Here is a 14,533-nt window from a genome sequence, read left to right on the forward strand (position 1 = left end):
CACCCACGGTGGTCGGTCGGACGCTCCACCCGCAAGGTCGCGGCGTGGGGAGGCGTCACGGTTTTCTTCGGGGGCCGTGGAGCGGCTCCCCGGCTTCGAGGCGTTCGACGTAGTCGGCGATCCTGCGTGCCCTGGTCTCGGCCTTCCTCGCTTTCTCGACGGTGAGCAGGATCTGGTAGCCGTTGCTTCTGCTGAGGGCGGCGAAGGCGGCCGCCGCGGCGGGAGAGGCGTCGAGCGCCGCCCGCAGGTCGGGTGGGACCTCGGCCGTGCTCGCCGGGGCGTAGGCCGCGGCCCAGCGGCCGTCGGCCTTGGCGAGCTCGATCTGTTCGAGCCCGGCCGCTCGCATCCGGCCCGCCGCGACGAGCTTCTCGACCTTGGCACAGTTGATCTTCGACCACGAGCTGCGGGCCCTGCGCGGGGAGAAGCGCTGGGCCCACCAGCCGTCCGGCGAGTTTCCGGAGAATGCCTTGCCGTCGATCCAGCCGTAGCACAGGGCCACGTCCAGGGCCTGGGACCTGGTGACCGAGGGCACCGGCGTCCCCTTCTTCGGCAGGGCGACCCAGACCTCGTCCGCGGTCCGGTGGTTCGCCTCCAGCCAGGTGGCGAACTCCTCGACCGAGGCGAAGCGCAGGTTCTCGTCCGTCATCGAACACCCTCGACGTGCAGACCTCCGGCCTTGACCTCGGTGGATCGGCTCAGCTGCTCGGCGGCGGCCTTGACCCGCTCCAGGGTCTTGTGGATGCCGTCGCGCAGCTCTTCGGTGTGCCCCTCGTAGCCGCCGAGCGCCAGGTTGGCGAAGGACGCGGTGCGCTTGCGCTGCCCGGCGCTCTGCCCGGAGACGTCCCACCGCTCGGTGAGAAGGGTGCCGCCGCCGTCCTGCTCCAGCCGGTAGCTCCAGCGCACGCCGTTGGTGGCGGTACGGAACGCGAAGGACTTGCCCGGCTCCGCCTGCTCGACCTCGTTGGTGGTGACCCAGGTGACCCAGCCGCGGCGGTTGATCCCGACGAAGCGTGCGCCGACCCCGCGCCTGCCGCCGATCCAGAAGCATCGGCGGCATTCGGGACTCCACTGTCCCATCCGCGTCACGTCGCTGATGAGGTCCCACACCACGTGCGGATCGGCGTCGATCCAGATCGACACCTCCTCGGGCTCGTAGCCCTCGGGAAGCCCGTTCGCGGCGGCCTTCGCCTTGAGCCTGGCCTCGGCCTTGGCCGCCGCCGGTGCGCGCCGGGCCCCGTCGCGCCGGGCGCGGCGCAGTTCGGCCAGGTAGGGATAGTGGTCCACCTGCATGGTGTGCCGCTTGGACGTCACGTAGCGCTTGGCGAGCCTCTCCTTGTACCGGTCGATCTCCCGGCGCATCCGCTCGGGCGAGGGCAGCGCGGCGCTGCCGTCCAGCAGGTCGGCCACCCAGTGGGACTGCGCCTCGGACAGCACCGTGGTCGCGCCCAGGGGCTGGAAGAGGCCGATGAAGTACAGGCCGGGGTGGTTGGGGTCGACCACGCGGTGGAACAGGGAGACGTCGTTGTCGGTGGGGGCGATCACGCTCTCGTCCAGGAACGGGAAGTTGATCTTGTACCCGGTGCTGTAGATGACCGCGTCGATCACCTCGCTGCTGCCGTCGACGAAGTGCACCGTGTCACCGTCGAAGCGGGCGATGTTCGGCTTCACCGTGATGTCGCCGTGGCCGAGGCGGGGCAGCAGGGACTCGGAGACGGTCGGGTGGGAGTTGAACAGCTTGTGGCCCGGCTCCGGCAGCCCGTAGTCGGTGACCTTGCCGACCGTGAGGCGCAGCAGGCCCGCCATGATCCACCGCTGCATCTCCCTCGGCAGCACCGTGGTGAGGAAGGGGCTGATGAGGTCGTCGCTGGGCTTGCCGAACATGAACTTGGGGAAGACGTACCCCCCGCGGCGCATGGCCATGAAGGTGCGCTCGGAGACGGTGGAGGTCTCCACCGCGATGTCCGACGCCGAGTTGCCGAGGCCGAGCACGAGCACCCGCTTGCCGGCGTACTCGTCGGGGACCTTGTAGTAGTGCGAGTGGGTCTGGATGCCCGTGAAGGTGTCCGCGCCGGGGAAGGCCGGCTCGGGGTAGCGGGGGGTCGAGTGGTGTCCGTTCGCCACCACCACCGCCCGGTAGTGGCGGGTGGTCTCGGCGCCGGTGTCGCGGTTGCGCGCGGTCACGTGCCAGCCGCCGCCCTCGGCCGGTTCGACGCGGGTGACCTCGGTACGGAAGATGATCGCGTCACGGAAGCCGAAGTGGTCGACGAAGTCGTCGAAGTAGCGCGCCATCTGGTAGTGGGTGGGATAGGCCGGATAGTGGTCCGGCATGGGGTAGCTGCGGTACTCCGTCAGGTGTCGGGAGGTGTTGATGTGCAGCGACCGGTAGCCCGAGGACAGGCCGTTGTCGTTGAGATAGCGCCAGTTGCCCCCGATTTCGGAGCCGGCCTCGTAACAGTCGAAGGCGATACCGCGCTCGTGCAGGACCTGACAGGTGGCGATACCTGATGATCCCGCTCCGATAATACAGACGTCCTCCATGATTCCCTTCCTTCTTGGGATCGGTTTCCCGGTCGCACCCACCTCACCGTGCCGCTGCGAAACACGAGGCCATATCCCCTGGTTTCGCGTCACCCTTTCACTCAACCGTCCACGGCGTTTACGTTTACCTGCGATCAGGTTATGCCGGTAACACCTTTCGGACAACGGACACCCCATAAGGGTTGCTTATTGAATAACAGAACAGCCTCTTATTGGACTCGCGACGCCCCTGCTCATCACGGGTGGCGAATTAAGGTCACCACGGAGCCTGATCGATGCGAGAGAGACCCCTTATTGCGACGTCATTGCCCGCCCGCGACCGCGGACGTAGCCTCGTGATCGGAACATCATCCATCACCTATCCGGCACCGGGAAAATCTCCCCTCATCGAGACGGCCCCTGCGTCGCAGAAAGGAAAAACGATGTCCGTCACTTATCCCGAGGCGAAACTGGACGTGCGTTACAGCGAGCCGGGGGTGGAGCCCACGTCGTGGCAGGAGACCCTGGGCGTGCTGGAGACGGCCGAGCTTTTCTGGCTGACGACCGTCCGCGTCGACGGCCGCCCCCACGTGACCCCGGTGGTCGCGGTGTGGCACGACGACGCCATGTACTTCACCACCGCTTCGATCGAGCAGAAGATGCGCAACCTTGAGCACAGCGGAAAGGTCGCGCTGACGACGGGGAACAACCTCTGGACCAAGGGACTCGACATCGTCGTCGAGGGCACGGCCACCGAGATCACCGCCCCCGAGGCCCTGCCGGGGATCGTCGACGCCTTCGACGCGAAGTACGGCGCGCACAACAGCTGGAGCCTGGAGCTCATCGACGATGTCGCCCAGGTCGCGGGCCACCCCGCGATCGTGTTCCGCGTCGAGCCGGCCAAGGTGCTCGCGTTCGGAAAGGAACCGCACGCGCAGACCGGCTACCGCTTCACCGTCTCCCCGGCCTGACGGCGACCGCTACGCGTCCGAACGCCGGCGCCCACGGCGTGATCCCGGCCTCTCACGGAACGCCGGCGAGCCCGATGCCCCGCCGGAGGCCGGCAAGCCCGGCATCTCACGGGAGGCCGACAAGCCCGGCGTCCCACCGGAGGCCGGACGCCCCGCGTCTCACAGGACGTCCGCGAGCGCGGCGTCGAAATCGACGTGCCGGAACGTGAAGCCCGCCTCGCACAGGACCCGCGGAACCGCGCGCAAGCTGATGAGCGCCAGCTCGTCGGCCGACTCCCCGAGCACGGCACGCACCACCGCCTTCGGTATCGGCAGATACACGGGCCGCTGGAGTGCCCGGCCCAGCGCCTTGGTGAACTCGCCGTTGGTGACGGGTTCCGGCGCGCACAGATTCACCGGTCCGGAGATGTCCGGGTTCTCCAGGAGGAAGCGGATGGCGGCGACCTCGTCCGGCAGGCTGATCCACGCCACGTACTGCCTGCCGTCGCCGAGTCGCCCGCCCACTCCGAGCCGGATCGGCGGCCTGAGCAGGCTGAGCAGGCCGCCGTCGGACGACAGTACGAGGCCGGTGCGCAGCAGCACGACCCGGCTGCCCGCGTCGCGCGCCACCGTGGTCGCGGCCTCCCAGTCGACGACCATCTCGGCGAGGAAGCCGCGGCCCAGGCCCGACGTCTCGTCGGCGACGTCGTCTCCGGTGTTGCCGTAGAAGCTCAGGCTGGACGCGTTGAGCAGGGTGGGGATGCCGTACTCGGCGACGGCTTCGGCGAGCGTCCTGGCAGGCTCGATGCGGCTGGCACGGATGCGTCGCTTCCGCTCCGCGTTCCAGCGCCCCTGGACCGACGAGCCACACAGGTTGATCACGGCGTCGACGCCGTCGAACGCGTCTCGCGGAATCGTGCCGGACGGTGGATCCCATCGGTGCTCGTCCTGCGCCGCCGGTTCGCGTCGTACGAGTCTGCGCACCTTGTGGCCCGCTTCGCGAAGCTCGGAAACGATTGCCCTGCCGATAAGACCGGTTGATCCCGCGACGACGATCAGCATATGAACCACATTACTTCGCCCGCATTGTCGCGCGTCAATACGGCACCGAGACCGACAGCGGGGGCGATAACCTGATCCATATGGATGAGCGCGACGGAGTGGAAATCATCGCCTTCCCGGACGCCGAGGCGTTCGAGAGCTGGCTTGCCGAGAATCACACACGCCACGAGGGCCTGTGGGTCAAATTGGCCAAGAAGAAAACGGGTATTCCAACGGTCACTTCCGACGAGCTGGTCGATGTCGGATTGTGCTACGGCTGGATATCGGGGCAGCGACTGTCTCTCGACGAGCGGTACTACCTGCAGAAGTACGTGCCGCGCCGCCCCAGGAGCCTGTGGTCGCAGGTGAACGTCGACAAGGTCGCGATGCTGACCGCCGAGGGACGGATGCGCGAGCCCGGCCTCGCCGAGGTGCGCAAGGCGCAGGAGGACGGGCGGTGGGCGGTGGCGTACGAGTCACAGAAGACCGCGACGGTGCCCCCCGATCTCGCGGCGGCGCTGGACGCGGATCCGGATGCCAGGAAGGCGTTCGAGGCGCTCGACAAGACCGGGCGTTACCTGGTGATCCTGCCGTTGCTCCAGGCGCTCACACCGGAGAACAGGAAGGTCCGTCTCGACAAAATCCTCGAAACTCTCGCAAAGAGCGAAAAAACGCGATAAATAATCGTTATCAACCCTGGTCACCGCCCGAATCCATTCACCTCTCGCCGATATTCGGGTAGCGGGAAATCATCGGATTCGTCCCACCCTTGAGCGACACGCCCCCTCCGGGAGTGACCCCCTCCGTCACTCCCGGACCCCGCGGTGACCCGACCGGATCGCGGTGGCGCTACTCGGACTCCCGCAGGGAGTGGGTCACGTCGCTGTGGTAGTCGGTGTAGGTGTACGGATTGTCGAGGAGGGTGGTCTGGGGGACGTCGGGGTTCATGCCCTGCCGCCACGCCTCCTCTCCCATCGTCGTCCGCAGGTGGTCGACGGTCCGCTCGACCTGCCGGCGGGCGGCGGCCAGGTCGATGCCGAGCAGGCGGTGCTCGTGCTTCACGACGCGGCCGTCGACGAGGACGGTGTGCACGTCGCCGCGCTGCGCCTGGAACGCGACGTGGCCGTAGGGGTTGAGCATCGGGAACGAGACCGGTGAGTGCTCGTTCTTGATCAGGACGATGTCGGCCTTGCGGCCCACCTCCAGGGCACCGAGCTCGTCGTCGCGGCCGAGGGCGCGCGCACCGCCTCGGGTGGCCCAGTCCACGACCTGGTCGGCACGCAGGTTGCAGTGCGTGACGGTGTCCCCCTTGGCGTGGGCCTCCATGTGCTCGCGGGAACGGTCGGCGCCGAGCGTGGTGCGCATCGCGGAGAAGAGATCGCCGCTCCACCAGACGCTGGTGTCCATCGAGAGCGAGACCGGGATGCCGTGCGCCCGGATGGCCCAGGTGGGCGGATAGCCCTGGCCCGCGCTCTGCTCGCTCTCGGTGGAGATCGAGATGGAGCCGCCGGTGGCCGCGATGCGGTGGTAGGAGTCCGCGGAGAGCGAGGCGGCGTGGACGTACACCGTCTCGGCCCCCATGAAGCCGTGGTCGTACATGAGCCGGATGCCGTCGTCGCTGGTGGCGCCCCACACGCCGGCGTGGGTGGTGACCGCGACGCCGAGTTCGCGGGCGACCTCGAAGGCGGGCCGCTCGGGGAAGGACGGGTCGCCGGTGACGTCGAAGGCGAGCTGGAAGCCGAGCATGTCGTCCCCGGTGATCCGCCGCCGGACGAAGTCCCGGAACTCCGGCGCGGCGGTCCATTCGGCCGGCGCCTGCTGGATGTTGCCGTACGCCAGGACGAACCGGCCGGGCACCGAGCGCAGCGCGTCCACGGCGGCGTCGGCGTGGTCCACCGTCTGCAGGCCGTGTGACCAGTCGACGACGGTCGTGACGCCCGCGTCGATCGCCTCGATCGCGGCCAGCACGTTGCCGGCGTGGACGTCCTCGGGCCTGAAGAGTTTGCCGTGTTCGAGGTAGTACCAGATGAAGTACTGGGTCAGGGTCCAGTCGGCGCCGTAGCCGCGCATCGCGGTCTGCCACATGTGCCGGTGGGTGTCGATCATTCCGGGCATCACGATGCCGTCGGTCGCGTCGATCTCGGCGGTGCCCTCGGGAACGGGCAGCTCGGGCCCGACGGCCGCGATCCGGTCGCCGACGACGAGGACGTCGGTGCCGGTGAGAACCCGGCGCCCGTCGTCCATCGGCAGCACCGTGCCTCCGCGCAGCACCACCGGCCGGCCTGGCTCGAACCGAATCCGCTCGCTCATGACCAGAACTCCTTACCGCACATACCAGATCACCTGACCGGACGTGTGTCCGTCTTACGGTCAATATGTTTCTCCGTACTGTCGTGCCTCACGCTGCGGCTGTCAACAGATCGTTTCCGTGCGCGGCTCGCTTGACGGATGACGTAAATTGGCCAGAATCGAGTTAGCGGACATATGTCCATTGAGCGGACCAACGAGAGGGGTTGGGTGTCAGTGAGCGCTGCGTCGCCGGACGAGAGCACCGGCGGGCCGTCGGAGACACCGTCGGCGGCGCCGCCGGGTCCGCTGTCGGGGGTGCTGGTCGCGGACTTCTCACGGGTGCTGGCCGGGCCGTACGCCACCATGCTGCTCGCCGACCTGGGCGCCGAGGTGGTGAAGGTCGAGGGCCCCGGTGGCGACGACACGCGCTCGTGGACGCCACCGGTACGCGGTGACGTGTCCACCTACTACCTGGGCGTGAACCGCGGCAAGCGTTCGATCGCACTGAACCTGCGCGACGAGACCGACGCCGGACTCGCCCGCGAGCTGGCCCGCAGGGCGGACGTGGTGGTGGAGAACTTCAAGCCCGGCGGGCTCGCCAAGTACGGCCTCGACTACGACAGCGTCCGCGCGGCCAACCCGGGCGTGATCTACGGCTCGATCAGCGGCTTCGGCTCCGGCGAGGGACGCCACGTGCCCGGATACGACCTGATGGTGCAGGCGATCTCCGGCCTGATGAGCCTCACCGGGGACCCGGACGGGCCGCCCTACCGCGCGGGGATCTCCGTGTTCGACGTGATGGCCGGCAACCACGCGGTGATCGGCATCCTCGCCGCGCTGCGCCACCGGGACGCGACCGGCCAGGGACAGCACGTCGAGGTGAACCTCCTGTCGTCGGCGCTGACCGGGCTGGTCAACCACAGCTCCGCCTACGTCGCCGGCGGGGAGATCCCCTTCAGGATGGGCAACGCCCACCCCAGCGTGTTCCCGTACGAGCCGCTGCCGACCGCCGACAACGACCTGATCGTCACCGCCGCCAACGACGGCCAGTTCCGCAGACTGTGCGAGGTCCTGGGCATCCCGGAGATCGCCGACGACCCCCGGTTCGCCCGCAACGCCGACCGCACCGAACGCCGTGACGAGCTGCGTCCGATCCTCGTCGAGCGACTCGCCGCGCGGGGCGCGGTCGAGTGGTTCGACCTGCTGGTGGAGGCCGGGGTGCCCAGCGGCCCGATCAACACCATCGACGGCGGGTTCGCGATGGCCGAGCGCTTCGGGCTCGACCCGATCGTGGAGGTCGGCGAGGACGATCGGGCGGTGCCGACGACGCGGCATCCCATCAGGTTCTCGCGGACCCCGGCCGGCTACCGGCTACCACCGCCCGAACTGGACGAGCACGGCGCTGAGCTGCGTGAATGGCTCGCGAAGGATAACGACCGTGACTGAGCCCGACGAGTCGCGCGAGACGTTCCCGACGGAGGACGACCGTGACCGCACCGGACCGGCACAGCGCCGAACCACGCGAGACGCCCGCGACGGAGAACGACCGTGACCGCACCGGACGAGCACGGCACCGAACCACGCGAGACGCCAAGGAGAACGACCGTGACCGAACGGATCGACCGTCCCGAGTACCCGACCGCGCTCGGCGCCTCCAGCCTCAAGAAGATCACCCTGCTCGGCCACGACCTGGCGGCCGACGTCATGGGCGAGGTCGGATTCGGCGAGCTGGCCTTCTGGCTGGCGACCCAGCGGCGGCCGGAGCGCGGCGAGGTGCGGGTGTTCGAGGCCGTCCTGGCCGCACTCGCCGACCACGGCTTCACCCCGACCGCGATCGTCACCCGCCTCACCTACCTGTCCGCACCGGACTCGGTGCAGGGCGCGCTCGCGGCGGGCCTGCTGGGCGGCGGGTCGAGGTTCCTCGGCGTCACCGAGGACACCGGCCGCTTCCTGCACGACGTGCTGACCTCGGTCGACGGCGATCTCCCGGAGGGCGACGACGGCTGGGACGCCCTCGCCCTGAAGACCGTCCAGGAGCGGCGCGCCGCCGGGAAGTTCGTCCCCGGGCTCGGCCATCACGTCCACAAGGAGGGCGACCCGCGCACCCCCCGGCTGATGGAGATCGCCACCGAGGAGGATCTGTTCGGGCCGCACCTGTCGCTGTTCGCCGCGATCGGCCGGGTGCATCCGCAGGTGCTCGGCCGGACGCTGCCGCTGAACGGGGCCGGGGTGTGCGGCGCCGCGCTCGCCGACCTGGGCCTGCCGCTGGAGCTGCTGCGCGGGTTCGCCCTGCTCGCCAGGACCGCCGGGCTGATCGGGCAGCTCGCCGAGGAGATACGCAACCCGGTCGGCAACGACATCTTCCTCTCGGTGGACCTCAACAACCGGCCCGTCGAGCCCGTGCCGTACACCCCGGAAGATCTTTCCTGACCTCCCCCACCCCGCACGACAAGGAGTTCCCATGGCCGAGCTGGTCGCGGTGATCGCGTCCACGCACCACCCGTTCTACTACCGGGCGAGCACCGCGACGGGTGCCGACCGCCCGGAGTTCGCCGACGAGTGGGTACGCAAGGTCGAGGCGTTCCGCGAGACCCTGACCAAGGCGCGTCCCGACGTGCTGGTGATGGTGGGCTCCGACCACTTCCACCAGCTGTGGCTGGACAACATGCCGCAGTTCCTCATCGGCAAGGCGCCGTTCTACGACGCCAACTTCTACAACGAGGAACGCGAGTTCGGGCTGCCGCGCATGCTGCTCAGAGGCCAGGAGGACCTCTCTGCCTACCTGCTGCGCGAGGGCATGGACGCGGGATTCGACCTCGCGTTCTCCAACGAGCTGCGGATCGACCACTCGATCACGTGCCCGATCATCACGCTGCGCCCGCAGAACGACCTGCCGATCGTGCCGATCTACACCAACATCTTCGCCCCTCCGCTCCCGAGGCCCAAGCGCTTCGTACAGCTCGGGAAGACGATCCGCGAGCTGGTGGAGTCCTGGCCGCAGGACATGAGGGTCGCCGTGATCGGCACCGGGCACCTCTCGCTGGAGCTGGGCGGCCCCCGGCAGTTCGGCCCCCACGGCCCCGACCCGGAGTTCGACCGGCGTGCCGTGGAATGGATCTCGACCGGTGACCTTGAGGGCTGCCTGTCGGAGGTGACGCTGGACAGCCTGCACGCGCCGGGCAACGCCACTCACGGCTTCATGGACTTCATGCTGATGATGGGCGTCGCGGGCGAGGGCAAGAAGGCCGACTACGTCGACACCTATGACCTGTTCCACACCATGGAGGCATACTTCACCTGGTACCCGAACGGAGTCGGCCAGTGAGCAAGTACCTGCTGAACAAGTTCCTCTACACCGTCGACCGCGACCCCGAACTCGTCGAACGCTACCGCGAGGACCCCCGGGGCACCGTGGAGTGGTGGGAGAGAGAACAGGCCAACCGCATCCTCAACTGCATCGACGGCGAGTCGAGCACCTGGCTCTCCTTCGACGACACCGAACGCGCCGCGCTCACCGAACACGACTACACCAAGCTGTTCGAACTCGGGGCGCACCCGTTCCTCACCCTCACCCTCTTCATCGCGATGTTCGAACGCGACCACGACGAGCCACTCGGTTTCCAGCTCCAGTACGCCCAACGGCTCGCGCACTTCGCGCTCCCCTATCCCGACATCGCCACCTGAGCCCATGCGCGCCATAGAGATCCAAGAACCCGGCCGGCCCCCGGTGCCGGTCGAGCGGGACGCGCCCGAGGCCGTCCGGGGCGAGACGCTGATCAAGGTGACGGCCGCCCCCGTCACCCCGCTCGACCTGCTGTGCGCGAGCGGCACGTCCTACTTCGGCAGGCCACGGACCCCGTACGTGCCGGGTGTGCAGGGGGTCGGGACCGTCGAGGGCGAACCGGTGTGGTTCGCGACCTCGGCGGGGATGGCCCCCGGGGACGGGAGCATGGCCGAGGTCGCCCGCGTCCCCGAGGGCAGTCTGGTGAGACTTCCCTCGGGAGTCGACCCGGTGGCGATCGCCGCCCTGGGACTGTCGGCCATCGCCGCGCACCAGGCGCTGACCTGGCGCGGTGAGCTGGTCGCCGGAGAACAGGTCCTGGTGCTCGGCGCCGGTGGCGTGGTCGGCCAGGCGGCCGTCCAGCTCGCCCGCCTCGCCGGTGCCCGCAGGGTCGTCGCGGGCGCGCGGTCCGCCGCCGCCAGGGAACGGGCCGAGCTGGCCGGTGCCGACGCCGTCGTCACGCTCGACACCGAGGACGTCGCCGAACTGGCCGCGCGCTTCGCCGCCGTCGCCGACGGACCAATCGACCTGGTGCTCGACCCGCTGTTCGGCGTACCGGCCGCGGCCGCCGCGCGCACGCTGCGTCCCGGCGGCAGGCTGGTCAACCTCGGCAGCTCGGCGAGCGAGACCTGCCCGATCGACTCGGCCACCCTCCGCGGAAAATCACTGCGTCTGCTCGGCTACACCAACAACGAGCTGACCCCGGAGCAGCGCGCCGCCTCGCTCGCGCTCATCTCCGAACAGGCCCTGCTCGGCAACCTGTCCGTCACCCACGAGAGCCTGCCGCTGCGGGACGCGGAGGAGGCGTGGCGGCGCCAACGCGAGGGCACCGCGACCGGCCGCATCGTCCTCATCCCCTGAACGCCCCGGACGGCCCGGACGGCCCGGACGGCCCGGACGGTCAAGACAGCCCGGACGACTCCGGAACGCCCTGATCGACCCGACAACCCCGGACGAACGGTCAGGACACGATCGTCCGGGGCCGAATCCGGGTCCAGGTCCAGGTCCGGGTCCGGGTCACGCGGGGCACCACCGGGTCACCGGGTCACGTGAGGCACCGTCTCCAGCCGGGCGAAGTCCGCGCTGATCTCACCGGCGGTCTGGAGCAGCGGAGGAAGGTGCTCCTCCAGGAGCCGTTCCAGCGAGGTCTCCGCGGCGTGGCTGTTCACGTTGATCCCGGCGATCACGCGTCCTGACCCGTCACGCAGCGGCGCGGCGACCGAACGGATCCCCGGCGCGAGTTGCTCGTCGGTGAACGCCCAACCGCGCGCGCGGACCTCGCGCAGCTCGGCGGCCAGCTCCTCGCGGCCGATCCGCCGCGGTTCGATGCCGGAACGGGACGGCTCGGCCAGCACGCGCTCCACCTCCTCGGGGGTGAGCGCGGCCAGGCAGACCTTGCCCAGCGACGTCGCCTGCGCCGGAAACCGGGTGCCGATCTGCACGGCCAGGCCCACGATCTTGGGAACCGCGACCCGTGCCACGTAGACGATGTCGGAGCCGTCGAGCTGGGCGATCGAGCACGACTCACCCGTACGGGCGACGAGCCTTTCCAGGTGCGGGCGGGCGACGTCCCACAACCCCATCGAACGCACGTAGGCCACCCCCAGGTCCAGCACCCGAGGGGTGAGCGCGAACCCTCCCTCGCACGAACGCACGTAACCCAGCTCCTGGAGGGTGAGCAGGATGCGGCGGGTGGTCGGCCTGGCCAGACCGGTCGCCGTGGCCACCTGGGTCAGTGACATCACCGGCCGGTTGGGCTGGAAGGCGGTGACGACCTCCAACCCCCGGGCCAGTGCCTCGATGAAATCCGGTCCGACGCCTTCCCGCGGCATTGACGGACTCCTCACGATGGGGTGGTTACCGGACGATCCACCTTCAGGGGGACCGGCATACGGACAATTTATGTGAGTGCCTGGCATATTCGCCACCTAGCTTATATGTCCACGTAGCGCGGCACCGCGAAGACGACTTCCCGCCGTATCGTGACCCCGACCCGACCGGCGGTCGACGACCGCATCCCTCTTCGCTCGCTGGGCGGACAAGTAGCCATTCTCCGGCGCGTCCGTCGACCGCGGGACCCGGGGTGACGGCATCGCGCCCGCACCCTTTCACGTCCAATATGCTGGGCTACGAGTGACAGGGAATCAGGGAGACCAGACGTGATAGGCGACGACGACATCTCCGGGTGATACCGGAAGTGATCGGCCACCGGCGGGCGCGTAGGAGCGCCGACGCCGTGGCCACCTCTGTCGTCAGCCCATCGATCCCCGCCGGGCGGCTCCGACGCGCGCCCGCCTCCCATACGAGGTCTCTCGCATGTCCGATGCGTTCATCATCTGCTCGAACCTTTCCTTCTCCTGGCCCGACGACACCCCGGTCTTCCAGGATCTGTCCTTCACCGTGGGTGCCGGCCGTACCGGCCTCGTCGCACCGAACGGCGCGGGGAAGAGCACGCTGCTCAAGCTGATCGCCGGGGAGTACCGGCCCGGCGGCGGAAGTGTGTCCGTCGAGGGCGTGCTCGGCTACCTCCCGCAGACCCTGCCGCTCACCGGCGACCTCACCGTCGCCGAGGTCCTGGAGATCGCTCCGGTGATCAGGGCCCTGGACGCCATCGAGTCCGGAGACACCGACGAGGAGCACTTCACCACGATCGGCGACGACTGGGACATCGAGGAGCGCACCCGTGCCCAGTTGGACCGGCTCGGCCTCGGGGAGATCCCCTTCACCCGGCACCTGCGCACCCTCAGCGGTGGCCAGATCATCTCTCTCGGCCTGGCGGCACAGCTGCTGAAGCGGCCCGACGTCCTTCTGCTGGACGAACCGACCAACAACCTCGACCTGGACGCGCGCCACAAGCTCTACGACGTGCTGGAAGACTGGAACGGCTGCCTGCTGCTCGTCAGTCACGACCGAGCGCTGCTGGACCGCATGGACCGCATCGCCGAACTCGACCGGGGCGAGGTCCGCTCCTACGGCGGTGACTTCACCGCCTACGAGGAGTCCGTCCGGGCCGCCAGGGAGGTCGCGGAGAAGAACGTCCGCAACGCCGAGCAGGAGGTCAAGCGGGAGAAAAGGGAGATGCAGCAGGCCCGCGAGCGGGCGGCACGCCGGGCGAGCAACGCCGCCCGCAACCTCAAGGACGCCGGCCTGCCGAAGATCTTCGCGGGAACGATGAAACGCGACGCCCAGGAGTCGGCGGGAAAGGCGAACGAGACCCACGCGGCGCGGGTCAACGACGCCAAGGCCCGGCTCGACGAGGCCGGCCGGGCACTGCGCGACGAGCAGAAGATCACGCTGGAACTGCCCGGCACCAACGTCCCCGCGGGACGCACGGTCTTCCTCGGGAGAGGGATGCGGGTCCACTACGGTGAGCGGGAGGTGTTCGCGGGAGAGGGAGCCGACCTGACGATCCGGGGACCCGAGCGGATCGCGCTGACCGGCTCCAACGGCACCGGCAAGTCCACCCTGCTGCGTCTGATCAACGGTGACCTCGAACCGGAGGGCGGTCAGGCCAGGCGGGCCGACGGCCGGGTCGCCTACCTGTCCCAACGACTGGACCTGCTCGATCCCGGCCGCACCGTGGCGGAGAACTTCGCCGCGTTCGCCCCCGTGATGCCGCAGGACCAGCGGATGAACCTGCTCGCCCGCTTCCTGTTCCGTGGCGCCCGCGCTCACCTGCCGGTCGGGGTGCTGTCCGGCGGTGAGCGCCTGCGCGCCACCCTGGCCTGCGTGCTGTACGCGGAACCGGCACCGCAGCTACTGCTGCTGGACGAACCGACCAACAACCTCGACCTGGTCAGCGTCGGCCAGCTGGAGAGCGCGCTCAGCGCCTACGAGGGCGCGTTCGTCGTGGTCAGCCACGACGAACGCTTCCTCGCCGAGATCAGGATCGACCGCTGGCTGCGGCTCTCCGAGGGCCGACTGCTGGAGACGGGACCACCGACGGACTGAACGG

The 14,533-nt window shown here is 69.1% G+C and carries 13 protein-coding genes; 8 read left to right on the top strand and 5 right to left on the bottom strand.

Annotated features, from left to right (window positions below; all coding sequences use genetic code 11):
• Positions 1 to 55: 55 nt before the first annotated feature.
• Together AB0B90_RS33175 and AB0B90_RS33180 are read right to left on the bottom strand one after the other, a co-directional pair.
• Positions 56 to 646 (bottom strand): YdeI/OmpD-associated family protein, encoded by a 591-nt coding sequence (locus AB0B90_RS33175; RefSeq protein ID WP_362926282.1) that lies wholly within the window; start codon positions 644 to 646, stop codon positions 56 to 58.
• Positions 643 to 2,538, bottom strand: a complete 1,896-nt coding sequence (locus AB0B90_RS33180) for an NAD(P)-binding domain-containing protein (RefSeq protein ID WP_362926283.1) — start codon at positions 2,536 to 2,538, stop codon at positions 643 to 645. The genes AB0B90_RS33175 and AB0B90_RS33180 overlap by 4 nt, the downstream gene beginning before the upstream one ends.
• Before the next feature lie 422 nt (positions 2,539 to 2,960).
• Here AB0B90_RS33180 and AB0B90_RS33185 point away from each other — a divergent pair, with 422 nt between their 5' ends.
• On the top strand, positions 2,961 to 3,488 hold the full coding sequence (locus tag AB0B90_RS33185) for a pyridoxamine 5'-phosphate oxidase family protein (RefSeq protein WP_350942276.1): 528 nt from the start codon (positions 2,961 to 2,963) through the stop codon (positions 3,486 to 3,488).
• 159 nt (positions 3,489 to 3,647) lie between these two features.
• Here AB0B90_RS33185 and AB0B90_RS33190 read toward each other — a convergent pair whose 3' ends face one another.
• A complete protein-coding gene (locus AB0B90_RS33190; RefSeq protein ID WP_362926284.1) occupies positions 3,648 to 4,529 on the bottom strand; it encodes a TIGR01777 family oxidoreductase in 882 nt (293 codons plus the stop codon).
• An 80-nt stretch (positions 4,530 to 4,609) separates the two neighbouring features.
• Here AB0B90_RS33190 and AB0B90_RS33195 point away from each other — a divergent pair, with 80 nt between their 5' ends.
• Positions 4,610 to 5,188, top strand: a complete 579-nt coding sequence (locus AB0B90_RS33195) for a YdeI/OmpD-associated family protein (RefSeq protein ID WP_362926285.1) — start codon at positions 4,610 to 4,612, stop codon at positions 5,186 to 5,188.
• A 169-nt stretch (positions 5,189 to 5,357) separates the two neighbouring features.
• Here AB0B90_RS33195 and AB0B90_RS33200 read toward each other — a convergent pair whose 3' ends face one another.
• The gene (locus tag AB0B90_RS33200; RefSeq protein ID WP_362926286.1) at positions 5,358 to 6,818 is read right to left on the bottom strand and encodes an amidohydrolase family protein; all 1,461 of its coding nucleotides are present in this window, start codon (positions 6,816 to 6,818) and stop codon (positions 5,358 to 5,360) included.
• Positions 6,819 to 7,031: 213 nt separating this feature from the next.
• Between AB0B90_RS33200 and AB0B90_RS33205 the strand changes: the two genes are divergently transcribed.
• The 5 genes from AB0B90_RS33205 (at position 7,032) to AB0B90_RS33225 (ending at position 11,439) form a co-directional block, all read left to right on the top strand.
• Entirely contained in the window at positions 7,032 to 8,243 is a 1,212-nt protein-coding gene (locus AB0B90_RS33205; protein WP_362926287.1) for a CoA transferase, read from the top strand.
• Positions 8,244 to 8,402: 159 nt separating this feature from the next.
• On the top strand, positions 8,403 to 9,227 hold the full coding sequence (locus AB0B90_RS33210) for a citryl-CoA lyase (protein ID WP_362903488.1): 825 nt from the start codon (positions 8,403 to 8,405) through the stop codon (positions 9,225 to 9,227).
• A 31-nt stretch (positions 9,228 to 9,258) separates the two neighbouring features.
• Entirely contained in the window at positions 9,259 to 10,122 is an 864-nt protein-coding gene (locus AB0B90_RS33215) for an extradiol ring-cleavage dioxygenase (RefSeq protein ID WP_362926288.1), read from the top strand.
• Positions 10,119 to 10,481, top strand: a complete 363-nt coding sequence (locus AB0B90_RS33220; protein WP_350942267.1) for a hypothetical protein — start codon at positions 10,119 to 10,121, stop codon at positions 10,479 to 10,481. The genes AB0B90_RS33215 and AB0B90_RS33220 overlap by 4 nt, the downstream gene beginning before the upstream one ends.
• Before the next feature lie 4 nt (positions 10,482 to 10,485).
• Complete coding sequence (locus tag AB0B90_RS33225) at positions 10,486 to 11,439, top strand: zinc-binding dehydrogenase (RefSeq protein WP_362926289.1); 954 nt, start codon at positions 10,486 to 10,488, stop codon at positions 11,437 to 11,439.
• A 176-nt stretch (positions 11,440 to 11,615) separates the two neighbouring features.
• On the opposite strand, the gene AB0B90_RS33230 is transcribed toward AB0B90_RS33225, so the two are convergent.
• Complete coding sequence (locus tag AB0B90_RS33230; RefSeq protein WP_350942265.1) at positions 11,616 to 12,410, bottom strand: IclR family transcriptional regulator C-terminal domain-containing protein; 795 nt, start codon at positions 12,408 to 12,410, stop codon at positions 11,616 to 11,618.
• 484 nt (positions 12,411 to 12,894) lie between these two features.
• Here AB0B90_RS33230 and abc-f point away from each other — a divergent pair, with 484 nt between their 5' ends.
• Entirely contained in the window at positions 12,895 to 14,529 is a 1,635-nt protein-coding gene (abc-f, locus tag AB0B90_RS33235; protein WP_350942263.1) for a ribosomal protection-like ABC-F family protein, read from the top strand.
• Positions 14,530 to 14,533 lie beyond the last annotated feature (4 nt).

Source organism: Streptosporangium sp. NPDC049078, assembly GCF_040648855.1.
GTDB lineage: Bacteria > Actinomycetota > Actinomycetes > Streptosporangiales > Streptosporangiaceae > Streptosporangium.